Source organism: Rheinheimera pleomorphica (assembly GCF_011634895.1).
Taxonomy (GTDB): Bacteria; Pseudomonadota; Gammaproteobacteria; order Enterobacterales; family Alteromonadaceae; genus Alishewanella; species Alishewanella pleomorphica.
Window position 1 is genome coordinate 146,368 of the sequence record NZ_SIRR01000007.1, and the last position, 23,941, is coordinate 170,308.

The following is a 23,941-nucleotide window of genomic DNA, read 5'->3' on the forward strand; positions in this document are numbered from 1 at the left end:
ACACACTAAAGGATGCTGGATAGTTATTGTATTGTTTAATAAGGATTTTAAATGAAATTAGCTTTACCTTTTTCGCTGATAGTCTGTGTAAATGCCGTTGCTGCAGAACCATTTTCTTCAGAGCTCACCTTTAGCCACTTTAATAACAACTATCAGAATTATGGTTTTAGCAGTAATAATCTGGGTTACCGTTATTATCTGAGCGGAAATAGCACTGAGCAAAACCTGCCTTATGCTGCTTTGCAGCAATTTGGCCGACGCAGTTCAGTGGCAATTAATTATCTGCATTCGGATTTAGATAGTACCTTGTGGTATGCGCCTCAGTCGTTCAGCGCCTGGAATATTGGCGGCATCTATCAGTCTACCGAGCATGATTGGTATTTTTCATTAGAACATTTGCGGTTAAGTAAATTCTCAAGCCATAAAACCAGCAGCAGCGCAGGTTATTTTATTCAGCCCGGTTGGCTGGTAAAACTGCATCTGCAAAATGAAAAAGTAGAAAGCCGCGACAGTTATTGGCACTACGGTGTCAGTTCGGAGAAGATCTGGGCGTTTGACTCAGGGAGCTTTTTAAACTTTAGTGCAAGCTATTTTAATAACGAAGGGCCTCGTAGCGACAGCCTGGCTTTGGCTTTGGACTACTATTTTAATCCTGCGCTATCTATGGGCGTTTTTATTAACGACAATATGTCAGAAGATTATTTAGTCAGTAGCGATCGTGCCGGCATCCGCAGCAGTTGGTTTGTTACGCCACAATTGCAATTGAAAGCCGGTATAGGACTGGAAGATGCTGCAGACTCAGAGTACGCCTGGGATCTGGGAATAAACTGGCGCTTTTAACCTAAGCAACCACAGCCGGTTGACGCGCTGTGGTTGATATTGTTCATTGCGGCATAAGGTTTTAGTGCAACTGATATTTAAAGATGACAGGCAATACAGCGGCATCTAGCAGCAACATTATTCCCTGTATTGAAAGTCGTCTGCCAATCTGTTTAAGTGCATCAGCTCGGTGGCTTTTTGCTGCACTTTTTGCTGCAGCCGGTAAATACCAAATAAGCAGGCTGGCGATACAATAAGGCTATAAAACAACAGCATTGTCATAGGAGTATCGTCCAGTTGCCATAGATGCAATAGCCACAGGATTAACGTAAACAGTATTAGCGCGGCACAGCCAAGCTGCGTGTAACGATAGTACTGCAAACTGAGCTGACAGGCACGGCGGCGAAATTGCAGTAAGCCGGCGCTGCTCCAGTTATCATACGCCAGTATCGGCCGGTGGATATGCCAGCTGGCATAGGCAGCACTCAGTGCACCCAGTCCCAGAAACAACGCTGAGATCCCCCCCAGCCAGCCAGGCAGGTTAAATAACAACCACACCGCCGTGCCCGCCATAATAACCGCACCCAGCCATTCGCCGTACATCAGCAGCTTTTGTTCGCGCTGACGCTGACTGGCCTCGGCTAAATCAGCGGCACTGGGTGGTGTTTCTTCGCTCATCGGCTGTTGTTGCCAGCTTTTGGCCAGCGCGGCAAAATCAAAATTATCGGCCATCTTGCATTAACTCCATCAACTCTGTTTTGGCACGGTTAAGCCGCACCCTAACGGCACCATGGCTGATCTGCAGAATGTCTGCGATCTCTGGTGCATCTAAATCTTCCATCGCCAGCAATATCACCTGGCGGTTGGCGGCCGATAAGCGCCGCACCGCCTGCATGAGTTGCTGGCTTTGCTGCGCTTCGCCCAACTGCTCGGACGGGCAGTCATCCAGCAGCTGCTGCTGGATATCGTCATCTAGCGGCTGCCATTTATGCCGCTGCGCGCGGGCAATATGATCAACCGTAACGTTATGCACTATGCGAAATAAATACGCCCTTGGCAGCTCAGCTGCCTGTAAGCGTTCAGCCGCCTGGTGCAGGGCGAGGAAAATATCCTGCTTTAAATCCTGCCGTGCTGCCGGGTCGGCTTCGTTGGCCAGCAATGCGCGGCTAATGGCGCCCTGGTGCTGCTGCCACAGCTGCAATACAAAATCGATCGCGCTTTGCGCGCTGTTGGGTGCTGTTGTCAAACTAGGCTGCCTTGCTGTTGAGTTTTTGGTCCGTGTGACACCGCTTTTTACTGCGCCTGCCTATTAAGTCTGTTTGTCGCTGCCAAGTGTTACACAAAAAAATAAAAAAATAATCTGTAACAGCTGACAAGCAATCAATGACTTAACTGATGACGACTTTATTACAACGAGGATATAGCAATGGAAACCCTACAAGACTTATTAACGCCATTTACGACAGCTTGGTATCAGGCTGACAGCCACCAGCTGATATCGTTTGGCATCTTTTTTGCGGCATTGTGGCTGATTGCGGTAGTGGTGGAAGCTACCGTTAAAAAAGTCACCAAGGAGGACTAACAGATGGAAACCCTAAACCAGTTTACCGCTACCTTTAGCAGCGCCTGGCAACAGGCTGATCTGCTGTTTCTGTTCGGCTTTGGATTGTTCTTTTTAACGGTGTGGTTTTTACCCAGCCTGCTGGCACTGGCGTTTAACCGCCAGCATTTGGGTAAAATTGCCTTGCTGAATATTCCGGCTGGTTTTTCCTGGATCGCCTGGCTTGCACTACTGGTATGGGCGGTTACCGGTAAACTGAGCAATAAGCTGGCCGCTAAAGCCCGGCTAACACCAGTGCAATAACGGCTGTGGCTAAGCTATAACACGACATTGTCGCCTTCGTTTAAAATCAGCAGCGGCACCTGGCTATCCAGTTGCTGCTGCATATGCAACAAGCGCAGCAGCGGCGAGTGTGAACTAATATCCCCCATCTGCCAGCTGGCATTACCATAACCCCAAGGGATCATCAGCTTGCAACCCAGCTCTGCTGCGGCCACTAACGCATCTTCCGGCGTAGTATGCACATAGCGGTACCAGTCGGCGTTTTCTTCATGATGATAGGATGCGATCGGCAGCAGGCAGATATCGATATCGCCGTAGCGCTGCTGAATATCGCTAAAGTGCGCTGAATAGCCGGTATCACCGGCAAAAAATAACGTGTTACCGTTATGTTCCAGCAACCAGCCACCCCACAGCGCTTTGTTGTCATCATTAAACAGCTTGCGGCTGTTAAAGTGGTGAGCCGGTAACAAGTGAATGTTTAATTCTCCGCGCTGGCTGTGGCTGTACCAGGCTTTTTCGATGATCTGGTAGCCGCCTGTTGGCATATAGTCTGCCATACCCAGCGGCAGATAATAGGTTGCGTTGTTACCTATTTGCGCGATGCTGGCATGGCTAAAGTGGTCATAATGCAGGTGCGAATACAGCACGGCGTCAGTTTGGGCTAGTTGCTCCGGGCTAAGGTTGGGCGTATAGGGCCGTTTAATAATACCGACCAAATGCTGCGCCCAGTTTAGCGGCCAGTCAAACTGGCCGAATACCGGATCAAATAACAGTTGCTGGCCATCTGGCGTGTGCACTAAAAAGCTGGCATGGCCCAGCCACTGCAGGCTAAAGCCGCTGTTAAGCCTGGGGGCCTGTTGCGGCCCGATATACTGACAGTCCTGACCTGGTGTTTTACAAGCCACCGCAGTATGTGCCGGGTAACAGTTGCTCTCACAGGTCACCGGATATTCTGGCCAGCCTTGTTTTGGGCGGAACAGGTTACGAAAGCGGCCGACGTTTTCGCCGTCCGTAAATTGCTCAATAACCGCATTTTCGCCAACGTGTTGTTTAATATGGTTAGGGCTATGACAGGAAGCAAGAAAAACGATGCTGCAAAGCAGCATCGTGGTGTTAGGAATAACAGCTGGCGCTTTATCAAGCATCAGAGGCTTTACTAAGCTTTTTCTCCAGCTTTTCAATTTTTTCCTGCGCCTGCTCGCGATAACGGGTTAAGCGCTCAATAGTGGCGGCAGCGTTATCTTTAACAAAGCTGACTTGTTGCTCAAGTTGCGATTTTTGTTTCTTCAGCTTGTCATGCTCCAGCTGCATATCAGCAACCATGTCACGTTGTTGCTGTAACTCTTCGCGTAACTGGCGGATAACTTCGCGCTGCTCTGCCTGGTGACCGGCGGTAATAGCACTTTGCTCTTTTAGCATGGCATTATTGGCGCGTAGTTGCTCCAGCGTGGCCTGAATATCTTGCGAGTCATCAATTTCTGTTGACTGGGCTTTTTGCATCGCATCCAGTTGCTGTTCTGCCTTCAGGGCATTATCGCGTTGCACGTCAGCATCGCGCTTGCTGTGATCCAGTTGTTTATTCAGCTCACTCAGTTGCTTGCTCAGGCTGTCTACTTCTTTTTCCAGCCGGGCTATGGTTTCTTGTGCGGCTTTATTTTCCGCGTCGGCTACACCGGGCTCCAGTGCCGCCTCTGGTAGTTGCGCCTGTTCCAGCTGGGTTTGCGCCTGATCACGCTCTGCGGCGAGTTTTTCCGCCAGTTTTTGGGCTTCAGCCAGTTGTTGCAGTGCACTATCCCGCTCGGCGGTGAGTGCTGCCTGTGCAGCAACCAGTTCAGCTTGATCGGCCGTTGCGCCGCCTTGTTCATTGACAGCGTTTTGCAACTGTTCCAGTTGCGCCTGCAACCTTTTATTTAGTGCAACGGCCTGGGTTTCTGTTTTAGTAGCTTGCTGCAGTTTGTTTTCAAACTCATTTAGCATCGCCTGCAGTTCGGTAACATCGTGCTCACGGGTTTGCAGATCTTGCAGGGCTTTTTTACTGGCTTGTTGTGCGCTGGCCAGCTCGGCCTTAACCGCTGCTTCAGACTGCTGCAAGGTTTTAAGCTGTTGCTCTGCCTGTTCGGCGGCTTTAGCTTTTGCCTGCAGCGGCTCAAGCTCTTGTTCTGCTGCGGCAAGTTCGCTTTGCAGTTGCTGCAACTTTTGCTGATTAACTTGTTGTTCTTTCTGTAGTTGCTCTTCCAGCTCGTCTTGGGTTTGCTGGGCGCTGATCAGCTTTAACTGGATTTGCTCTGCTTCTTGCTTCGCTTGCTCGGCATCTTGCTGAGCCGCTTTGAGTTGTTGTTGCAGTTGTTCCAGCGTGCTTTGGCTGGCTTTTAATTCCTGCTCAACTTTCGCCAGGGCCTGTTGCTGTGCGGTCAATTGTTGTTTGGCGTCATCCAGTTCCTGTTGCTGGCTCTGGTTTAGCTTCACTGCCTGGTCGCGCTCGTCGCTGAGGCTGGCATATTTTTCTGCCTGCGTTGACAGCTGTTGCTGCTGTTGTTGCAGGCTGTTTTCCAGTTCGGTTTTCCGTTGTTGCAGTTGCTCAACTTCGCGCTGCAGTTCACGGTTGTGCTCGGCGGCCAGTACTTCTGCCTGCATCGCCTGCTGCAATTGCTGATTTAGCTGATCGGTCAGTTTCTTAGCGTATTGTTCAGACTCGCGCTTAAAGGCACTGATAAAGTCGGCACTAAACATACTGTCCTCCGAAGTTTCAGCTGGCGCAGGTGCGCGGTTGGCTTGCTCGTTACGCCACTTCTGATAGTGTACAACCAGACTGGCTTGAGCGCCGGGCACTTTAGAAATTAAATAATCTAATGAAACGGGTTTGCCTGTTTTGTGCAATTCATCACAGATTTTCTTAACTTCACTATATTGCATTGTTTATATCCAACTGACTGGGTGGAAGTACTAAAAATAACAACCGGAACCGACTTCACATTTTAAGCACTTTTTGCTTAAAACCAAATTTTAATTACATTTTCTTTGCATACATCGTGTTGGTCGGCTAAATTACTGTATATAGATACAGTTAAGGTGCTGCTATGATCCTGTATATTGCAGAAAAGCCCAGTTTAGGCCGGGCCATTGCTGCTGTATTGCCAAAGCCTCAGCAAAAAGAAAACGGTTTTATTCGCCTGGCCAACGGTGATGTGGTTAGCTGGTGCGTTGGCCACTTACTGCAACAGGCTGAACCGCAAGACTATAACCCCGATTATAAACGCTGGCAGGCAGCACAACTGCCGATAGTTCCGGATAAATGGCTGTTAAAAGTACGCAAGTCAGCTGAACAGCAGCTTAACGTGTTGAAGAAATTGTTGCGTCAGGCCGATCAGATCGTGCATGCCGGTGATCCTGATCGAGAAGGCCAGCTACTGGTTGACGAAGTGTTGGCCTATTGTGGTGTCAGCGGTGCAAAGCTGGCAACGACCAGGCGGTTGTTAATCAGTGATTTAAATCCGCCGGCGGTAAAGCGGGCGCTTGAACAGCTGCAGTGGAACAAAGATTTTGTGCCGCTCTCCACGTCGGCGCTGGCGCGCAGCCGCGCCGACTGGCTGTATGGGCTTAATATGACCCGGGCTTATACCCTGCAGGGGCAAAAAGCCGGTTATCAGGGCGTATTGTCAGTAGGAAGAGTGCAAACACCCTTGCTCGGTCTGGTTGTGCGGCGCGACCAGGAAATCGCTGATTTTGTTAGCAAGCCGTTTTACCAGGTAGTGGTGACAGTTGAAACTGACGACAAACACACTTTTACCGCGTTATGGCAGCCCAGCGCAGCTTGTGCGCCGTGGCAGGATGAGGACGGCCGGGTATTGCTGCGGGCCCTGGCTGAAAAGGTGCAACAAAAAATCAGCGGTCAAAATGCAGCAGTAACCAGAGTACAGCATAAAGACGGCCAGCAAGCACCACCGTTACCTTACAATTTGTCAGCGTTGCAGATAGACGCTGCCAAACGTTACGGCATGACTGCGCAGCAGGTATTGGATCACTGTCAGCAGTTGTACGAGCGGCATAAGTTAATTACCTACCCGCGCTCTGACAGCCGGCATTTACCGAAAGAGCAGTGGCAACAAGCGGCCGCAGTATGCCAGGCGGTAGCCGCCAATACCCCGGCATTGACCACAGCAGTACAACAAGCTGATACCCGTCTGATTAGCAAAGCCTGGAACGATGCCAAAGTCGCCGCGCATCATGCCATTATTCCGACAGAAAAGCGTATGCCGTTACAAAAGCTCAGCCTGCCACAGCAGCAGTTGTATCAGCTTATTGCGCGGCAGTATCTGGCACAGTTCTATCCGGCTTTTTGTTATAGCGATACCGAAGTAGAACTGAACATAGCCGGTGGCTGTTTTATTGCCAAAGCCCGCACAGAGCGCAAGCCTGGCTGGAAGCTGTTGTTCCGGGCTGACCAGGCTGAAAGCGATAAGCCGACGCAGGACGATGCTGGCGCGCATAATAGCGTTTTACCGCCTTTGGTGCAGGGCCAGTCGTTAATTTGTACAGCGGGCACTGTGTTGGAGAAACAAACCAAAGCCCCGCCCGCATTTACAGACGCCAGCTTGCTGGCAGCCATGACGGGCATTAGTCGTTACGTTCAGGATGATGCGGTGCGGAAAATTCTGCGTGACACTGATGGCTTGGGGACCGAAGCGACCCGCGCCGGTATTATTGAACTGCTGTTTAACCGCGGCTTTTTACAGCGCGACGCTAAGCAAATTCACGCTACGGCAACAGGTAGGGCGCTTATTGCTGCCCTGCCAGAGCAAGCCGTCTTGCCCGATATGACAGCCCGCTGGGAGGCCGCGCTGAACGCGATTTGCCAGCGGCAGCAAAGTTATCAGGCGTTTATGCAGCCGCTGATCGCCCAGCTACAGCAACTGATAACCGGCGCTACGGCAGTATTTCCCGACGGTCTGGCGTCATCGCAGCAAAAACGGCCATGGCGGGCGAAAAGGCCTATGACAGGCAATAAAGCGGTTAATCGTAGCTATCGGCGTAAGCCAACAACCACAAGGGCTGTAACTAAGCGTAATTAATTGTTATCCCGCTGGATTTTGTTTTGTGGACTGCTTTAAGCTGCAGCGCAATACACTGGAGAGCACTTTTATGTTTAGTTCAATACGCGGTAAAAACGTTTTACATACTGTGTTGGTTACGCTGTCACTTACCTGTGGCAGCCAGGCACAGGCCACCATAGTAGAAGTGACAACCAATTTGGGTAAGTTTGAAATTAACCTGTACGACGAAAGTACACCGGTGACCGTGAAAAACTTTCTCAATTATGTCAGCGCCGGCCGTTACGATGGCACTGTTATACACCGTTCTGCGCCGGGTTTTGTGATTCAGGGCGGCGGCTTTGTGTTTGAACAGCAGCTACCGTTAAAAGCCATCAATACCAATGCACCTATCGTTAATGAACCAAAATGGTCTAATGTGCGCGGTACCGTAGCCATGGCCAAGTTAGCCAGTAACCCTAATAGTGCCACCAGCCAGTGGTTTGTTAATTTGGCGAATAACAGCGGTGGCGCCCCAAGTTTGGATATCCAAAACGAGGGCTTTACCGTATTTGGTCAGATTAGCAGCGCAGATATGGCAGTGGTAGATGCCATTGCTGCCTTGCCGCGTTTTAACTTTCCGGGTATTCAGGATCTGCCGCTGCGTAATTACAGTAACACTGACCGCGATGATAATAAGCCGCTGCAAGCGGATAACCTGATTACCATTGAATCTGTGGTGGTGGTAGATGCCAGACCGAATACTGTCGCCGGGCTGACACTGGTGCCTAATGCATCGCCACCGCCACCGCCACCGACTACGGGTAGTTCTGCCGGCAGCGTCGGTTGGTTAGCATTGTTACCACTTGGCTTGCTGGCGTTCAGACGTCGCCGCCGCTGATTATTGCCCGGACGGGGCCCCGGCCCCGTGTTGTGGCTGGTAAGCTGTTGTAAAGCATTCAGTTAGCGCTATCTTTCTATTGCGTTTACTGGTGAAGTCAGCGTTGTCATCTACACTTAGGTGTAAGGCTCTGCCAACAGCCTGGCAGCCATTAAGTGGAAATGAGGATAGCCTGATGATCTTGTTAGTAGGTGGCGAAAAAGGAGGCAGCGGTAAAAGCTGCCTGGCACAGAATATAGCGGTCTATTTTTCCCGCGAAAAAAATGCAAACGTCATGCTGGTAGACTGCGACCCGCAGCGTACTTCGTCGGACTGGGTGCAGGAACGTCATACAGACCCGTCTCTGCCATGGATCAATTGTGTGCAGATGTACGGCAAGATCCGTTATGAATTGAAAAGCCTCGAGATGCACTATGACGTGGTAATTGTCGATTGTGGCGGCCAGGACAGTGTGGCACTGCGCTCGGCAATGGTGGTGGCGTCGCATGTCCTCTTTCCGCTGCGACCCAAGCGACGCGATTTAAAAACACTGGAGCATCTGGAAGACTTAGTCAGCGCCTGTAATGTGGTAAACCCTGACATGATTGTTGGCTGCGTTATTACTCAATGCCCATCGTTGCCGAATCAGGTTGGCCGTATCCTGGATGCAAAAGATGTCTGTAAGTCTTTTAATATCAGGGTGTTGGATGCCATTACCTATAACCGTAACACCTATGATGACAGCGAAGAAAAAGGCCTGTCGGTAATGGATGTTGAACCGGACGGCAAAGCGGCGCAGGAAATCCGTGATATAGTAACCGAGTTATTGGCAATGAAGGCGATACAAGAAGATGGCGCTGACCGATCTGAAGAAAAAGTCTCAGCCGCACGGTAAAGCCGGTTTTACGGCCGACGAATTTATCGATGATGCCAACAACTACGCAATGGGTATGCCGCGCATTGTTAGTTTGCGTCAACTGCTGCCTGATGAAGACGACGATACCACGCGTTTGCCAATGCGGCATGCCACCTTTACGCTGAGCCAGGAAGCAATTGATGCGCTGACAGAGCTGAGCAAAGCCACGGGCGAGCCGAAATCCAAATTAATTCGCAAGCTGATATTGCAAGCCAGTAAACCGGTAAAACGTAGCCTGGCAAAACAAAAAAAATAACCGGCGGTGGCCGGTTAGTCTGAATAGTGTTATTTGGCTAAAAAGGCATAACCCGCCAGAAAAGCGGTTTCCTGAAATACTTTTAAGCCGGTGTCTTTAAAGTCAACCGGCAGTGGGTAGCGCTTTAGCTTTTCTTTTATTTCGGTTGCGCTAATTAAGGTGCAATCGCAGCCGGCGATCAGTTGTAAGGCCGCCTCAATTTTAAACCCTACAGCGCCGCCGGCGAATTTGCCTTTTTGTGGCCGCTCTTTTATTACAAGCTGCTTCACCTGATAGTCTTCAAGAAATTTGGCAACGGTGAACTGAAAATGCCGCATTTGCTGTTGATCTGCGTCTTTGCTTAGGGCAAAACGATTTTGCCGGCAGTCTGGCAGTTCGAACAGACCATTGTTCAATGTCATCAGACAGATGATCGCTTCACTGCCTTTTATCTCAATACCGCATGTGCGCATGGGCCGTCCTCTGCTTAGGGTTTACTTAAATTCTGGTAATGACTTTCGATAATACGGCAGCTTTGCTGCAACGGCTCGCCAAACAATATAGGGTTGAAATCCTTGTTGACGCAGTAGTCACGGCGAAACCGCATTAAATTCTCTACACTGCTGCTGGCTTTGTCCAGCTGGGCGCGCTGGCCTTCGCCCCATTGCTCCGATAGGGCCAGCAATTGCTTACGTGTTTTGCGCAGCGTGGCTTCTTTATCGTCACTGGCAATAGCCGCTTTATCCAGTATGAGTTCAAACAACTGTTCTTTATAGGGGCGGATCAGGTCGTGATCAGAAAAGGTAATCAGTAGTAACACTACCACCACTAACCAGAAAAACTTTTTCATCGCGTCGATACTCCGGTAAGACAAGGCGCTATTGTAACGGATTGCACTGCGCAGCGCATCGTGGGTTTTGCACCAGCTATTACTGTAAAGTAAGTTAACGCTTTTTAGATAGTGTTGTCACCTTGGTTGGCAGTTTTCTGTTGACTGATGCTCAAACAGGGACTGCTGGCCGGGCACAGAATTTGCTTTGTTACAGGTCAAAAAAATTCTGTCTGTAAGCTGTTATACTCTGCGGCAACGGCAACAGGGCAGTATCGGGGTAAGGCGTGGATCAACAAAAAATAGATATCAAAAATATTCCTGTGCATGTTGAAGTGCATAAAGCTGCCGCCAGTAGCGGCCAGTATCACCCGCGCGATCGCATCTATGTCAGGGCGGTTAAGGGCTTGCATCAGGCGATACGGCGCTATATGGGGTTTGTCTTTATGGGGCTGTTTATGCTGCTGCCCTGGTTGCGCTATGACGGCCATCAGGCCATCCTGCTGGATATTACTGAACAGAAATTTAATATTTTTGCGCTGACACTGTGGCCGCAGGATTTCACCATACTGGCGTGGATCTTTATTATTGCGGCTTATGCACTGTTTTTTATCACCGCGTTTTATGGCCGGGTCTGGTGTGGTTATTTATGTCCGCAATCGGTCTGGACCTTTATTTTTATCTGGTTTGAAGAAAAAATTCAGGGTACGCGCAATCAGCGGATGAAATTGGATGCGGATCCCTGGTCGGCCAGCAAATTTTTTAAAAAAGCCGCTACCCATTTTTGCTGGCTGGCATTTTCGCTACTGACCTCGCTGATTTTCGTCGGCTATTTTACGCCGGTCGGGCCTTTGTTTGTTGAGTTTTTTACGCTACAGGCCGGTTTCTGGGCTGTTTTGTCGGTGCTGTTTTTCACCCTTTGCACCTATGGTAATGCCGGCTGGATGCGGGAAATTATGTGCACCCACATCTGTCCGTACGCGCGTTTTCAGTCAGCGATGTTTGATAAAGACACTTTTACCGTTACCTATGATGAAAAACGCGGTGAAAACCGCGGCCCGCGTAGCCGTAAAGATAAAGACTATAAAGACAAAGGCTTAGGCGATTGTATCGACTGCAACCTTTGTGTGCAGGTATGCCCCACCGGTATCGATATCCGTAACGGCCTGCAGTATGAATGCATTAACTGTGGTGCTTGTATTGATGCCTGCGATGATACCATGACCAAGATGGGCTATCCGACGGGTCTGATCAGCTACACCACCGAGCACAGCTTAAACGGCAAGCCCACTAAGGTATTGCGGCCTAAGTTGCTCGGTTACCTGCTGGTGTTGATTGTTGTTTGTGGCGCCTTTGTCTGGACGCTGTACAGCCGGGTGCCGTTTGAAATGAATATTATCCGCGACCGTGGCGCACTGTACCGCGAAACCAATGAAGGGTTGGTTGAAAATACTTATACCTTAAGTATTTCCAATAAGTCGCAACAGCAGGTTGTTTTCAGCCTGAGTGTTGATGGCAACCAGACGTTTAACTGGATAGGGCCGCAACAGGTTAGCCTCAGCGGCGGTGAAACGTTAAATGTGCCTATCAGTTTAGCGCTGGACCCTTATGTAACTGAAAAACGCAGCCTGGATATTCGTTTCACTGTGCAACAAGCAGACAGCCCTGACGTGCAGTTACAACAAGAGACGAAATTTTTTGTTGGCCGTTAGTGTAATAGCAGGCCGGGAGTATTATGACGGCATTTGATTTTTCCGGCCTGCAGCCTGATTTTATTATCGATGCGCTGCAGCAGTTAGGGCTGGATATCAGCTCGGGCCTGACCGCGCTGAACAGCTATGAAAACCGGGTGTATCAATTCAGCGCCTGGCAGGGTGACGCAGTTCAGCCGCAAAAATACGTGGTGAAGTTCTACCGGCCACAGCGCTGGACCGCAGCCCAGCTGCAGGAAGAACATGATTTTGCCTTTGAGCTGGCTGCTGCGGACATTCCGGTGGTGGCACCATTGCTATTGGATGGCCAATCGTTGCTGCAATATGGTGGTTATTATCTGGCGCTGTTCCCCAGCCGTGGTGGCCGCACGCTGGAGATTGACAACGACGAGCAACTGGCCATGTTGGGGCGATTCCTCGGCCGGCTGCATCAGGTGGGTAAAGCGCGCGCGTTTGCGCATCGGCCGGCTTTCAGTGTTGAAAGTCATCTGCAGCAAAGCCGCGAAGTACTGCAGGCGCTGGCATTAATCCCCGGCTATTTACGGCCGGCTTTTGACACTGCGCTGGACCAGGTTATTGCAGAATGTGCCCGACAGTATCAGCCAAAGCAGCTCATCCGGCTGCATGGTGATTGCCACGCCGGTAACCTGTTTTACACCCGCGAGGGACCGTTTTTTGTTGATTTAGATGATTGCCGCAGTGGCCCGGCGATACAGGATCTGTGGATGATGTTGTCCGGTGACCGGCACCAGCAACGCGATACACTGGAATTGATGCTGGAGGAGTATGAACAGTACTGTGATTTTGACCCGACAGAGCTGAAACTGATAGAACCGCTACGCGCTATGCGAATGGTGCATTATATGGCCTGGCTGGCGCGGCGTTGGCAGGATCCGGCTTTTCCAATGAACTTTCCCTGGTTTGCCACAGACAAATACTGGGAACAACAATGCCTGGCCTTGAAAGAACAGCTGTTTTTACTGCAACAGCCGCCACTTTCGCTAGTGCCAGACTACTGAGTTTTTGTTAAGCTGTGGCCCATCTGGTCGAATATAGGACACCGAAAATAATGAAAAAGCTGTTATCTGTTTTTGCACTGGCATTAATGTTACCTCTGGCTGCCTGTGCTGACACGGCCTCAAAGTTTGAAGCCGGTAAGCATTATGAGGTTATTTCTGAGCAGCCCTCAGTTAAACCGGAAGTAAAAGAGTATTTCTCGTTCTATTGTGGCGGCTGTAATGCGTTTGAACCAATAGCCCAGAGTGTGGCGAAAAAGCTGCCTGACGGTGTAGAGTTTAAAAAAGTGCATGTTGATTTCATTCGCGCTGCATCACCAGAGCTGCAAAATGCGCTGGCCCGGGCGTATCTGGTAGCGAAAAACCTTGGTAAAGGTGATCAGGTTGCCAGCGCTATCTTTAATCAAATTCACCGTGCCCGCGCCCCGTTCGCCAATGAAAAGGATATTCGTAATCTGGTATTAGTGCACGATATTGATGGCGAAACCTACGACAAAGCGATGAAAAGCTTCTCCATCCGTGGCGCCGCTAATCAAATGAAAAAAGAGCAGGACGAACTGTCCAACCGTCGTGTACTAACCGGCGTGCCGCTGCTTATCGTCAACGGTAAATACAAAATTAATAACGCGGCATTAAATCCGCGTGAGATGGAAGCGGAGCTGCAACAGCTTATTGACTATTTGCTGAAAAAAGACGCTTAATGCCCCCGCGTTCACGACTAAGGCAGCTTTGGCTGCCTTTTTTAACCGCTAAACAGCCATAATGTTGTCGCCAGTCTCTGCGTTTTCAGGCTTTGGTGATGTTGATGCCGTTTTCCGTGTCTATATCGCTAACCGGCCAGCAATGGCAGAGTATGCTGAGCTAAAGACGGTACAGCCACTGCACAGTGGCGAAATAGCGCTGATAAACCAAGCCTGCGGCAATGGCTGGCGTAAGGTGTTTAATGTCTATGCCAAGTTGTTATTTGCGCTGGATGCCAACCAATTCACCTTTGCACAACAGGCTGCAAGCTGGCAACAGTACCGTGAGCAGCATTTACTGCAGGCCGGAAGCAACACGGCGTTATTGTTTAGTGCGCCGGATCTGACGCCCGCAGCCAATGCCGTGCACATTATTGCCGGCCGCACTCATGCCAAAGCGCTGCTGGATGCGGGGTTGCCGGTTCAGCTTAACTGGCTGAATAGTGAATTTGCCGTCGACAAACATCACCGGCTATTCGTTTGCCCTTACTTTGACTACCGTCAGCTTAATAACGAAAAGCTGATCCGACTGGCCGGGCTGATAAAGGCATTAGATGAGTAATAATAATTTACAGGCACAGCTGCAGCAGCTTAGTGGCTTATTGCAACCGTATCAGTTTGGCATTGGCGGCAGTTGCCTGCTGTGGCAGTTGGGGCTGGAAACAGCGCCGAACGACATTGATATTGTATGTAGCGAACAGGATTTTTCGGCTATCTGCGAGGTGCTTCAGGCTGCCGGCTTTATCGTGCAAAGCGCGGCACCTCATCCGCAGTATGTATCGGCGCACTTTGTCTGTTTTTACCTTGCTGGCTGGCCTCTTATTGAGCTAATGGCAGGTATAGCGGTTAAACAGGGTGATGCAATAAGCCGCTGGCAGTTTCAACCGCAGCGCTGCCACTGGCAAGACGGTGTTTGCTGGATGCCGCCGGCCGATTGGTTGCAACTGTATCAACTGTTTAACCGGCCGCAGCGGGTGATGCAGCTGCGGCGGTATTTGGTGCAGTTGCGGCTGAATAGCCTCAGCTAAAGCCGCTATCAGCATAAAATCCCCATTTCAGGTTGAAAAGTAATCAATTGGTTCATTTTGTAAAATAAAAATGAACTTTTAATTTACATTAGCTTTTGCCGTCTGTAGTATGCGCGCCGCTATCACCAACTTAGGGATCTGAAACAATGACGTTAAAATATGTATTACCTGCTATCGCACTGGCCGCAAGCGCAACAACTGTATCAGCTGAAGAGTATCAGTTATTCACTGGCCTGAATGCCAATCATACTCGCGTAAGCGGTGACAACGAAACCAACTGGGGCTTAAACGGTACTTATTTCTTCGATAAAAAGATCACCTTAGGCCCGTTAGATCAATTTGAATACATTAACAAAGTAACTAACGTTTCTGCATCTTTTAACCGTGCATTTGACACTAACGTCTGGGGTGTTGGCGGTGAGTATTTTGCTGAAAACGGTATGGTGGTTTCTGCAGCGCACAGCCGTGCCAGCGGTGACTATGTCAACCAAATTGGTCTGGGTTACCTGGTGTCAGATAACTTTATCGTACGTGCCCGCGCGGTTAAGCCAGAAGACGTTAGCACCACTTACTGGTTTTCTGCCAGCTACAACCACCAACTGCAAGGCAATGACTACGTGGGTTTTACTGCTGAAGTTGACGACGAATTTGACTACTTCAGTTTAAGCAGCAAATACTTCGCCAGCCTGAACGAAGGCCGTTACATTACAGTAGGCGTAGCCCTGACCGACAACGACGGCAGCTCAAGCTGGGCAGCAAATGCAGGTTACTACTTTAGCAAAATGACCTCAGTTGGCCTATCTTATGACAAAGCTGACAACTACAGCCTGGGTGCAAAGCACTTCTTTAACACCAACTGGGCACTTTCTATCAGCTTTAACAGCAATACTGATAACTCAGCGCTCAAGGTTTATAGCTTAGGCGTTACTGGCCAGTTCTAATTTCCTCTGGTAGCTACACTAGCGTTTTTTGGGGCAACAATTGTTGCCCTTTTTTTGTTGCTCAGCGCCAATTTTGTCTTTTTTGCACATATAACTTATAATTTGTGCATTAACGACGCAGGAGAGTGTTATGGGTGCATTACTAAAACCCGTAAGCAGCGCCGATTTGGTATTGGCCAAAGCGGTGTTAAACGCAGCCGACCAACTGGGGCTAAAACAAGCCGAACTGGCAGCAGTATTAGGGGTGCACCGCACTGCAATAAGCCGGTTAAAGCAGAAACTGTCGTTAGATCCAGGCTCAAAACAAGGCGAGCTGGCGCTACTGCTCATTCGTATTGCCCGTGCCCTGTATGCGTTAACCGGTGGTGACAAAAGCTGGACGCAACATTTTATGCATACACCGAATCAACTCAGCGGCGGCATACCAGCACAACAAGTACAAAGCGTGCATGGTTTAATGCAGGTGCTGCATGTGGTTGATGCCATGCGGGGCAAGCAATGATCTGGCAAGCCTGCAATGGCGAGCAATATATTACCCCATTAAGCGGTACCCTGTTCCGTCTGGTCGAAAGCCAGGAGCAAGCCGCTACTCTTAGCCTGGTCGACACCCTGCAAGAGCAGGCGCTGTTAGAGCAATTATTAGAGCAAACCAAACCGCCAGTACCGCCGCCAGCTGAAGGCTTACATTATCTGCTAAAAACCCCGTTTCGGTACCCGCCGTTAAAGTGGGGCTCGCGTTTTGGCAGCGTGTACGAGCCCGGCATTTTCTACGCCGGCTGTTCTGTTGCAGCAACACTGGCCGAGTCAGCTTACTACCGGCTGATTTTCTGGCAGTCAATGCCCGCGCCGCCACCAAAGCCGATACTGCGCACCGCCCACACCTTGTTCAGCGTGCGCTACCATACCGAACACGGCATAGCGCTGCACCAGCCACCCTTTAACCAGCACCAGGCGCTGCTAGCAAGTAAAACCGATTATCAACACACCCAGCAGCTCGGCAGCGCTATGCGCAGCGCCGGCGTTGACGCCTTTGAATACCAATCAGCCCGTGCCGCCGGCACCGAGCACTGCATCGGTTTATTTAACCCTAACGCCTTTGTTAGCCAGCAGCCAGAGCACAGCAGCCAATGGCTATGCGAGCTAAGCGCACAGCAGGTGGTGTTTAAACAACACGGCGAAACCCAGTTGCATAGCTTTAGTGCAGAGCAGTTTTGGGTAGAGGGTAAATTGCCGCTGCCAGCGTGATTAAACAACAAATGTGACTTATCGTCCGTGGTGCTGAGCTTAGTATTGATAAATACTCTGGTTAACTGACCAACCGGAGTAAAACCATGCAAAACAGCTATTCTGATGACCTGAGCGTGCCGTATGAGGAAGAGATTAACGGCTTTACTGTTTATATAGAAGACAACCCCGATCGCTGGCGCGGTGGTTATAGCTGGGCGGTATGTAAGGATGAAGTTGAATTGGATTCGGGATTGGCATTTGACGTGATTGATGCACTTGAACGAGCATACTCATGCACCACTGTCTAGTTCTAAGCTCTATGACCTTGCGATTGCTGTATTTATGATCATACTGTTTGAGTACTGTATAAAAGATCAGATATATCAATTGACAAAAAGGGAAGAACAAGTGATGATTCGTCACACGTTTTTCCCTTTCGAGGGAGGCAATCATGGAGCAACTGTCCTTGGATATGCAGTCCACTGAAGATCGCAGCGGTAAAGATCTTATAGAAAAATTACTCGAAATCTATGACCAGAAATTTATTGGTGAATACCTGAATAAATTCTCTCCGGGCCATTGGTGTCGTGAAACGATTAATCGTTGGCTAAAAGGTAAGGCAGCTCCGGTTTTAAGCATGGCGGAGTTCGAGCACTTGCAAAAACTCTTACCCAAAGAGAGAGTAAAACCAGAGACAGCAGACTTTCGCTTTATCGATCTATTTGCTGGTATCGGTGGTATTCGCAAGGGGTTCGAAGAGCAAAATGGCCTGTGCGTATTCACCAGTGAGTGGAATAAGTATGCTGTTCGAACTTACAAAGCAAATTATGCTTGCAACGAGCACTACCATAAGTTCAACGAAGATATCCGTGACGTAACTCTGAGCCACAGAGACGATGTAAGTGAGGAAGAGGCTTATCGGCATATCGATAAAACTATTCCTGATCATGATGTACTACTAGCTGGATTTCCTTGTCAGCCTTTCTCAATTGCCGGTGTATCTAAAAAGAATGCACTAGGAAGGGCTCACGGTTTTGAGTGCAAAACCCAGGGCACTTTGTTTTTTGACGTGGCTCGTATTATTGCTGCTAAACAACCCGCTGCCTTTGTATTGGAAAACGTAAAGAATCTTAAAAGCCATGATAAGGGTAAAACATTCAAAGTTATTATGGAGACTTTGGATGAGCTGGGTTACTGGATAGCTGATAGCGAAGTTTCCGGAGCAAACGATCCTAAAGTAATCGATGGCAGACATTGGTTGCCACAACACCGTGAACGAATTGTGCTTGTCGGATTCAGAAAAGATCTGAATGTTCATGAAGGTTTTACTTTGAAAGACATTCACAAGCTGGTGCCTGAAACAAAACCAGTTCTCGGTGACTTACTGGATAAAGACGTACCAGATAACTACATACTGACCCCTAAACTTTGGCAGTATTTGTATGATTATGCAGCAAAGCATAAAGCAGCTGGTAATGGCTTTGGTTTTGGTTTGGTGAACGAAAAAAGTACGGCAACCAGAACGTTATCTGCCAGATACTACAAAGATGGTTCTGAAATACTGCTAGATCGTGGTTGGAATTTCAGCAAAGACTTTCATGACCCAGAGAATCTTGAGAACAGACCAAGGCGACTAACTCCAACTGAATGCTCGCGCCTAATGGGCTTTAGCCACCCAGATGAGCGAGGTTTTGTTATTCCGGTGTCTGACACCCAAGCCTACAAACAATTTGGAAACTCAGTAGTAGTTCCAGTTTTTCAGGCTGTGGCTCAGCTGATGAAAGACAGAGTCATGCTGGCAATTTCAAAGCAAACCAAAAAAGCGGTTGCCTAATTACCATGCCAGATGTGCATACTCCGGAAGTGCGCAGCAGAAATATGCGCGCTATCCGTGGTCGTGACACAAAGCCTGAAATCTGGTTAAGAAAATCACTTCATTCTTTAGGCTTCCGATATCGAGTTTCTGCTAAAGAGTTACCAGGTAAGCCTGATCTCTTATTTCCTAAATTTAAAGCTGTTATTTTTGTAAACGGGTGCTTTTGGCACGCTCATAATTGCCACTATTTCAGTTTACCTTCAACTCGAGAGGATTTCTGGGCTAAAAAGTTAGGAGAAAATGTAAAACGGGATGAGCGTATTATCAAAAAGTTACTGGAAAACGGGTACAGGGTGTTGATAGTATGGGAGTGTGCGATCAAAGGAAGACATAAAATAAAATCAGATCAACTGATTGCAGCGGTATCTGAATGGATTAAGCATTCTGCTTGTTCGGGATGTGTTGATGGAAAAGGATTGACTGATGTTCGAGAAATTGAGCGATATTTTTATTGCTGCGGCGGAAAAATACCTCACAGCTGTTGACGCCAACCCGGGCAAGTCGAATCAACATGAAATTGGTGGCTTGAAAAAGGCTGGCATAGCCGACTTGATTGGCTATCCTGAAAATGGTGGCAAGTATCACATACCCGTAACAATGGTTTACATAGATAGTGATGGCCATGAGCCTATTATCTGTGAAGATAAAATGTCATGGTATGACACTCGCTTTAACCAAGCACATCGCTCACCAGAATTTCGTCTTTACTACAGAAGTAATGAAGTGACTGAGCGAATGCGTGAGGGTGACTTTTTTCTTATAGCATTAACTCAGGACAATTCTCTTCTTGTTGTAATTACCGCCCCAAGCTCAGATACAGAAAAGCAATTACGAGTAATATTTGGAGCACTTTCGGTATACTCGGACAATACATTACGCAAAATTCCAATTGATGAATCAAGTTTAATTGCTCCTGTAAGACTTATGCTGGCTGAGCTTGGAATTGAGTTTTACGCGAAAAGCGATTCAGATGGTGACCTACTAGATCGAATTTTAAACAAATTTGGCGCAACATTTCCGAAAACTAAGGTGTTCTCTGATTTTTCGAGAACAATTTTAGAAGATAGATATTCAGCGATTGAACAGCCGGATGATGCTCTCCTTGCGTGGATGGATTATGAAGAGCGATTATTCAGAATACTCGAGCGTCACATTGTTTCTGAGCGATTAAAGACAGGATTCGGGAAAACTGGGCATGATGTAGATGAGTTTATACAGTTCTCTCTGAGTGTTCAGAACAGACGTAAATCTAGAGTCGGCCATGCTTTTGAAAACCATATAACGGAAATTCTGATACAGAATAAAGTCCAGTTTGAGAAGGGCGTATATACCGAAGGTAAACAGAAGCCAGATTTTTTATTCCCTGGCAGGGATGCTTATCTAGACTCCAGTTTTAATCAAAACAGATTATTTATGCTTGCTGCTAAAACCACATGCAAAGAGAGATGGCGGCAGGTGTTGGCAGAGGCAGAGAAAATTCGAGTCAAACATTTGATAACACTAGAGCCATCTATATCTGAAGATCAGACAAAGCAAATGCGAGCGCACATGGTTCAACTCGTAGTTCCCAAGCCTATACAAGAAACATTTACAGCTCAGCAAAAAGCGGATTTGGTTTCACTTTTAGAATTCATCAATAACATCAAAGAATTTTGAGAAGTTGGTTTAAGGGACTAAAAGCAGCTTTTGGGACTTTATACGTCGCAGAGCGTCCACCCGTCATCCCAGTACCGCCACCTTGACCGACCCAAGAGCAGGCTTTAACGAGCTCAGTAAATTTTATTCCTAACCACTGAACGTGGGTTCTTTGTGCATCGACTTCCTCGACGACATAAAGAGCATCTGTATTCATACTATTTGCTGTAAAAAAGGCGAGCTTTGCAAATGGACCCATATCTATTCCAAACCACTCTCCTAGCGTGCTGTCTTCCGCTGGCACCTTACTTTTTAACTCTACAGGATAACAGCTACCAGAAGTGCCAATCAAAAATAAATCCAAGTCATTGTTCGATAGTAAATAGTTCTTTTGCAGATAGTATCGGGAATATTCGAACCAAAACAAATCACTGATAAGTTCTGATGCTGTTATTTCAGGAGAAGAAGTATCGATCCTTCCTAGCTGGTAGCATCTTAATCCAGCATTTTTTTTGCGCGCCGGGAAACTTTTCATCATATCGGAGATAGAGACTTCCGTAAGTCCTTGAACTGGGGAAACCTCCATAAATTTATAACTATAAGGTAAAGGATAGTTTGCAGGACTTTTTCCTGAACTAGGAGTAGGTAAAACAAATTCGTTTTCATTCACAATATCAGGTTGCGCAAAATATGATTTCACCCCGACTTGTCTGAAATAATTGTATGCAGCAACTTCAGCTGGAGTAAGCCCTTCATGTGGGGGGCTGTTTTTGTTACACCATGACAAGGCACACTGTCTGGGCAATATACAAAGTTTTTCCTTTGTCGGTATATTATCTTCATGAACTTTTCCTGGCGAAATAATCCAGCCACCCGGTACAAAATGTACATTATGCTCACGTAAATAATTTTTGAATCTTATCTCAGACAATATTCCTTTTAATTTATTGTCGTTAATTGATGACCACTGAGTCTCTAAGAAATTTACTGCTTGGGTTAAAGTTTTTGGCATTACTTATAGATATCTGCTTATGTATTTGAAGTTTCTGACTCTATTGAAATTAATCTGTGCAATCAACAATTTTCATTGTTAACGTTTAACAACGGTTTTAGGTACTTGCTAGTATAAGGCTTGTCGAAATCGGCCACTGGTTCTGGTGTGCATGCAATAAGGGTTTCAACGCCACACTAGGTTCGCTTAGCTAGCATCTATATGACTTTTAATACTATTTTCCATTTTACTCTGATCTTTCCATATTTTTATGCGCACAAAAATGCGATGCCCTACACTTTTATGCACATAAAAATGTAACATTCCACACTTTTATGCGCATAAAAGTGTGGTTGTGTTTGTTTTTAAGCGCAGAAAAGTGTAGTGTTGGCGCAAAATGACGGCATTTAGGTGGTGTTATGGAACGCGATTTACTAACAGCTTTACTGCGCTGGAAAGCAAAGCCTGAGCGCAAGCCCCTGCTGATTGACGGTGCGCGGCAAACCGGTAAAACCTATTTGTTGCAAGAGTTGTTTGGCCGCCAGTTTGCAAAGGTACTGCGGATAGACTTTCTGGAGTCGCCGCAAATGCAGGATGCTTTTGCCGGCTCATTAAACCCTGCCGATGTGCTGGGTAATATCGAGCTGTTAACCGGCCAGCCATTTAATATGGCCACTGATCTGCTAATTCTCGATGAAATTGGCGAATGCCCGCGTGCCGTGACCGCATTAAAGTACTTTGCCGAGCAAACACCACAGGCGTTTATCGCCGCCAGTGGCTCTAACATCGGCTTACTGAATACCTTCCCGGTCGGCAAGGTTGAGCAATACAACTTACGGCCGTTAACCTTTCGCGAGTTCTTATTGGCCTCAGGCGAAACGATGCTGTTAAAAGCCTATGATGCCGGGCAAAACTCGGCCGCTGCCCACACTAAGCTGTTTGATAAGCTGACCGATTACTACTTTACCGGCGGTATGCCGGAGGCCGTTAGCCTGTGGTTTGCAATGGCGGAGCAAAGCCCGCTGGAGCGGGTAAAAGCGGTGTCGCAGATACATGCTGATTTACTGGCCGGTTATGTGCGGGATTTTGGCAAGTACTCCGGCAAGGTAGATGCCGGTTTAATTGAAGCGGTGTTTACTGCGGTGCCGGCTCAGCTTGCTGCGGTACTGGACGAATCAGTTAAACGTTTTAAATTCAAGCAGGTATACGAGCGTAAATCGCGTTATCAGGAGCTGGAAAGCGGCATTATCTGGCTGGAAAAGTGCAGACTGATTTTAAAAAACTATCCTGTCGAGGGCACACCACGCAGCCCGCTGGCGGCTTATAAGAAAGATAATATGGTTAAGCTGTTTCTGTTTGATGTTGGCTTACTTAACCATATGCTGGGTGTCAGCTATCTTGAGATTAAACAGCAAAATTATGATTACAAGGGCTATATTGCCGAGAATTTTGTCCAGCAGGAGCTGGCGGCGCTGGGTATTGACCCGACCTTTTCCTGGAGTGATGCCAGAGCGGAGATAGAGTTTATTCTCGCTGATAGCAGCGGCAATGTGATACCGCTGGAAGTAAAAAGCGGCAAGCGCACCAAAGCCAGATCGTTACAGTCTTATATTGAAAAATGTAACCCGGCTAAAACCATTAAGCTAACAGGCACTCAGGGCTCGTCGCCGCTGGAACAGCAACATCTGGTGTATCCGCTGTACTACACTGCACACGCTGTGAGTAAGCACCTGCTGACATTAGCTTAAAACAGGAAGACTGATGCAAGCCTTAGAACTTAAAATCCCACCTGTGGTGCTGGTAGTACTCTTTGCCTTAGCCATGTGGCTGCTGGCGCAGTGTTTTCCACCGTTGGCGCTGCCGCAGAGCTGGCGGCTGGTATTGGCTGGTGCTTTCGTTGTTGCCGGTGTCGCCATAGCGCTGTCGGGTGTGCTGGCATTTCGCAAGGCTAACACCACCGTAGACCCGCGGGTGCCACAGCAAAGCTCCAGCCTGGTTGTTCGCGGCATTTACCGTTATAGCCGCAACCCTATGTATGTTGGTTTTTTATTGCTGCTGACAGCACTGACGTGTTATCTGATGAGCGCAGCGGCTTTGGCGTTGCTGCCGCTGTTTGTGTGGTATATGAACCGGTTTCAGATAGCGCCGGAAGAGCGGCATTTACTGCAGAAATTTGGCGCGGATTATCAGGCTTACTGCGATAAAGTGCGGCGCTGGTTATAAACG

The 23,941-nt window shown here is 48.3% G+C and carries 28 protein-coding genes; 21 read left to right on the forward strand and 7 right to left on the reverse strand.

The window, feature by feature from the left end; genetic code table 11:
• The first annotated feature begins 51 nt into the window (after nucleotides 1-51).
• Nucleotides 52-840 (forward strand): putative porin, encoded by a 789-nt coding sequence (locus EYB30_RS07705; protein WP_166838337.1) that lies wholly within the window; start codon nucleotides 52-54, stop codon nucleotides 838-840.
• A 117-nt stretch (nucleotides 841-957) separates the two neighbouring features.
• On the opposite strand, the gene EYB30_RS07710 is transcribed toward EYB30_RS07705, so the two are convergent.
• Complete coding sequence (locus EYB30_RS07710) at nucleotides 958-1,551, reverse strand: hypothetical protein (protein ID WP_166838338.1); 594 nt, start codon at nucleotides 1,549-1,551, stop codon at nucleotides 958-960.
• Nucleotides 1,541-2,065, reverse strand: a complete 525-nt coding sequence (locus EYB30_RS07715) for an RNA polymerase sigma factor (RefSeq protein ID WP_166838339.1) — start codon at nucleotides 2,063-2,065, stop codon at nucleotides 1,541-1,543. Before EYB30_RS07715 ends, EYB30_RS07710 begins: the two co-directional genes overlap by 11 nt.
• A gap of 180 nt (nucleotides 2,066-2,245) precedes the next feature.
• Between EYB30_RS07715 and EYB30_RS07720 the strand changes: the two genes are divergently transcribed.
• Both EYB30_RS07720 and EYB30_RS07725 read left to right on the forward strand, forming a co-directional pair.
• Entirely contained in the window at nucleotides 2,246-2,401 is a 156-nt protein-coding gene (locus EYB30_RS07720; RefSeq protein ID WP_166838340.1) for a hypothetical protein, read from the forward strand.
• Between the two features lie 3 nt (nucleotides 2,402-2,404).
• Nucleotides 2,405-2,683 (forward strand): superinfection immunity protein, encoded by a 279-nt coding sequence (locus EYB30_RS07725; protein ID WP_166838341.1) that lies wholly within the window; start codon nucleotides 2,405-2,407, stop codon nucleotides 2,681-2,683.
• 14 nt (nucleotides 2,684-2,697) lie between these two features.
• Here the strand turns inward: EYB30_RS07725 and EYB30_RS07730 are convergent, their stop codons facing one another.
• Both EYB30_RS07730 and EYB30_RS07735 read right to left on the reverse strand, forming a co-directional pair.
• Entirely contained in the window at nucleotides 2,698-3,807 is a 1,110-nt protein-coding gene (locus tag EYB30_RS07730) for an MBL fold metallo-hydrolase (RefSeq protein ID WP_241697997.1), read from the reverse strand.
• Nucleotides 3,800-5,575, reverse strand: coding sequence for a coiled-coil domain-containing protein (locus EYB30_RS07735; protein ID WP_166838342.1), 1,776 nt, complete (start codon nucleotides 5,573-5,575; stop codon nucleotides 3,800-3,802). Before EYB30_RS07735 ends, EYB30_RS07730 begins: the two co-directional genes overlap by 8 nt.
• Before the next feature lie 164 nt (nucleotides 5,576-5,739).
• On the opposite strand from EYB30_RS07735, the gene EYB30_RS07740 reads away from it, so the two are divergent.
• The 4 genes from EYB30_RS07740 to EYB30_RS07755 all read left to right on the forward strand — a co-directional run bounded on the left by EYB30_RS07740 (nucleotide 5,740) and on the right by EYB30_RS07755 (nucleotide 9,741).
• On the forward strand, nucleotides 5,740-7,731 hold the full coding sequence (locus EYB30_RS07740; protein WP_166838343.1) for a DNA topoisomerase III: 1,992 nt from the start codon (nucleotides 5,740-5,742) through the stop codon (nucleotides 7,729-7,731).
• 70 nt (nucleotides 7,732-7,801) lie between these two features.
• Nucleotides 7,802-8,590: a peptidylprolyl isomerase gene (locus EYB30_RS07745; RefSeq protein WP_166838344.1), complete on the forward strand. Its 789-nt coding sequence runs from the start codon at nucleotides 7,802-7,804 to the stop codon at nucleotides 8,588-8,590.
• A gap of 175 nt (nucleotides 8,591-8,765) precedes the next feature.
• Nucleotides 8,766-9,464 carry a nucleotide-binding protein gene (locus EYB30_RS07750; protein ID WP_166838345.1) on the forward strand — a complete coding sequence of 233 codons (699 nt, stop codon included), beginning with the start codon at nucleotides 8,766-8,768 and terminating at the stop codon, nucleotides 9,462-9,464.
• Nucleotides 9,421-9,741, forward strand: a complete 321-nt coding sequence (locus EYB30_RS07755; RefSeq protein WP_166838346.1) for a ribbon-helix-helix protein, CopG family — start codon at nucleotides 9,421-9,423, stop codon at nucleotides 9,739-9,741. Before EYB30_RS07750 ends, EYB30_RS07755 begins: the two co-directional genes overlap by 44 nt.
• 29 nt (nucleotides 9,742-9,770) lie before the next feature.
• Here the strand turns inward: EYB30_RS07755 and EYB30_RS07760 are convergent, their stop codons facing one another.
• On the reverse strand, nucleotides 9,771-10,193 hold the full coding sequence (locus tag EYB30_RS07760) for a DUF3010 family protein (RefSeq protein ID WP_166838347.1): 423 nt from the start codon (nucleotides 10,191-10,193) through the stop codon (nucleotides 9,771-9,773).
• A gap of 14 nt (nucleotides 10,194-10,207) precedes the next feature.
• A complete protein-coding gene (locus EYB30_RS07765; RefSeq protein WP_166838348.1) occupies nucleotides 10,208-10,570 on the reverse strand; it encodes a hypothetical protein in 363 nt (120 codons plus the stop codon).
• Nucleotides 10,571-10,836: 266 nt separating this feature from the next.
• Between EYB30_RS07765 and ccoG the strand changes: the two genes are divergently transcribed.
• From ccoG to EYB30_RS07825, 12 genes are all read left to right on the forward strand, one after another.
• Complete coding sequence (ccoG, locus tag EYB30_RS07770) at nucleotides 10,837-12,261, forward strand: cytochrome c oxidase accessory protein CcoG (RefSeq protein WP_166838349.1); 1,425 nt, start codon at nucleotides 10,837-10,839, stop codon at nucleotides 12,259-12,261.
• 23 nt (nucleotides 12,262-12,284) lie between these two features.
• A complete protein-coding gene (locus EYB30_RS07775; RefSeq protein WP_166838350.1) occupies nucleotides 12,285-13,280 on the forward strand; it encodes a serine/threonine protein kinase in 996 nt (331 codons plus the stop codon).
• Nucleotides 13,281-13,330: 50 nt separating this feature from the next.
• On the forward strand, nucleotides 13,331-13,978 hold the full coding sequence (locus EYB30_RS07780; protein WP_166838351.1) for a thiol:disulfide interchange protein DsbA/DsbL: 648 nt from the start codon (nucleotides 13,331-13,333) through the stop codon (nucleotides 13,976-13,978).
• A gap of 61 nt (nucleotides 13,979-14,039) precedes the next feature.
• Nucleotides 14,040-14,579, forward strand: a complete 540-nt coding sequence (locus tag EYB30_RS07785; RefSeq protein WP_166838352.1) for a DUF6942 family protein — start codon at nucleotides 14,040-14,042, stop codon at nucleotides 14,577-14,579.
• Nucleotides 14,572-15,045 carry a hypothetical protein gene (locus EYB30_RS07790; protein WP_166838353.1) on the forward strand — a complete coding sequence of 158 codons (474 nt, stop codon included), beginning with the start codon at nucleotides 14,572-14,574 and terminating at the stop codon, nucleotides 15,043-15,045. Before EYB30_RS07785 ends, EYB30_RS07790 begins: the two co-directional genes overlap by 8 nt.
• A gap of 146 nt (nucleotides 15,046-15,191) precedes the next feature.
• On the forward strand, nucleotides 15,192-15,986 hold the full coding sequence (locus EYB30_RS07795; RefSeq protein ID WP_166838354.1) for a putative porin: 795 nt from the start codon (nucleotides 15,192-15,194) through the stop codon (nucleotides 15,984-15,986).
• 130 nt (nucleotides 15,987-16,116) lie between these two features.
• A complete protein-coding gene (locus EYB30_RS07800) occupies nucleotides 16,117-16,488 on the forward strand; it encodes an MbcA/ParS/Xre antitoxin family protein (protein ID WP_166838355.1) in 372 nt (123 codons plus the stop codon).
• Entirely contained in the window at nucleotides 16,485-17,231 is a 747-nt protein-coding gene (locus tag EYB30_RS07805; RefSeq protein WP_166838356.1) for an RES family NAD+ phosphorylase, read from the forward strand. The genes EYB30_RS07800 and EYB30_RS07805 overlap by 4 nt, the downstream gene beginning before the upstream one ends.
• Before the next feature lie 86 nt (nucleotides 17,232-17,317).
• Nucleotides 17,318-17,521 carry a hypothetical protein gene (locus EYB30_RS07810; protein WP_166838357.1) on the forward strand — a complete coding sequence of 68 codons (204 nt, stop codon included), beginning with the start codon at nucleotides 17,318-17,320 and terminating at the stop codon, nucleotides 17,519-17,521.
• Between the two features lie 143 nt (nucleotides 17,522-17,664).
• Nucleotides 17,665-19,047, forward strand: coding sequence for a DNA (cytosine-5-)-methyltransferase (gene dcm / locus EYB30_RS07815; protein WP_166838358.1), 1,383 nt, complete (start codon nucleotides 17,665-17,667; stop codon nucleotides 19,045-19,047).
• Between the two features lie 5 nt (nucleotides 19,048-19,052).
• Nucleotides 19,053-19,574 (forward strand): very short patch repair endonuclease, encoded by a 522-nt coding sequence (locus tag EYB30_RS07820; protein ID WP_166838359.1) that lies wholly within the window; start codon nucleotides 19,053-19,055, stop codon nucleotides 19,572-19,574.
• Complete coding sequence (locus tag EYB30_RS07825; protein ID WP_166838360.1) at nucleotides 19,513-20,745, forward strand: type II restriction endonuclease; 1,233 nt, start codon at nucleotides 19,513-19,515, stop codon at nucleotides 20,743-20,745. Before EYB30_RS07820 ends, EYB30_RS07825 begins: the two co-directional genes overlap by 62 nt.
• Here the strand turns inward: EYB30_RS07825 and EYB30_RS07830 are convergent.
• Nucleotides 20,732-21,736: a hypothetical protein gene (locus EYB30_RS07830; protein ID WP_166838361.1), complete on the reverse strand. Its 1,005-nt coding sequence runs from the start codon at nucleotides 21,734-21,736 to the stop codon at nucleotides 20,732-20,734. The genes EYB30_RS07825 and EYB30_RS07830 overlap by 14 nt on opposite strands.
• Before the next feature lie 398 nt (nucleotides 21,737-22,134).
• Between EYB30_RS07830 and EYB30_RS07835 the strand changes: the two genes are divergently transcribed.
• Both EYB30_RS07835 and EYB30_RS07840 read left to right on the forward strand, forming a co-directional pair.
• Nucleotides 22,135-23,463 carry an ATP-binding protein gene (locus EYB30_RS07835; protein ID WP_166838362.1) on the forward strand — a complete coding sequence of 443 codons (1,329 nt, stop codon included), beginning with the start codon at nucleotides 22,135-22,137 and terminating at the stop codon, nucleotides 23,461-23,463.
• A 13-nt stretch (nucleotides 23,464-23,476) separates the two neighbouring features.
• On the forward strand, nucleotides 23,477-23,938 hold the full coding sequence (locus tag EYB30_RS07840; protein ID WP_166838363.1) for a methyltransferase family protein: 462 nt from the start codon (nucleotides 23,477-23,479) through the stop codon (nucleotides 23,936-23,938).
• The last annotated feature ends 3 nt before the right edge of the window (nucleotides 23,939-23,941 follow it).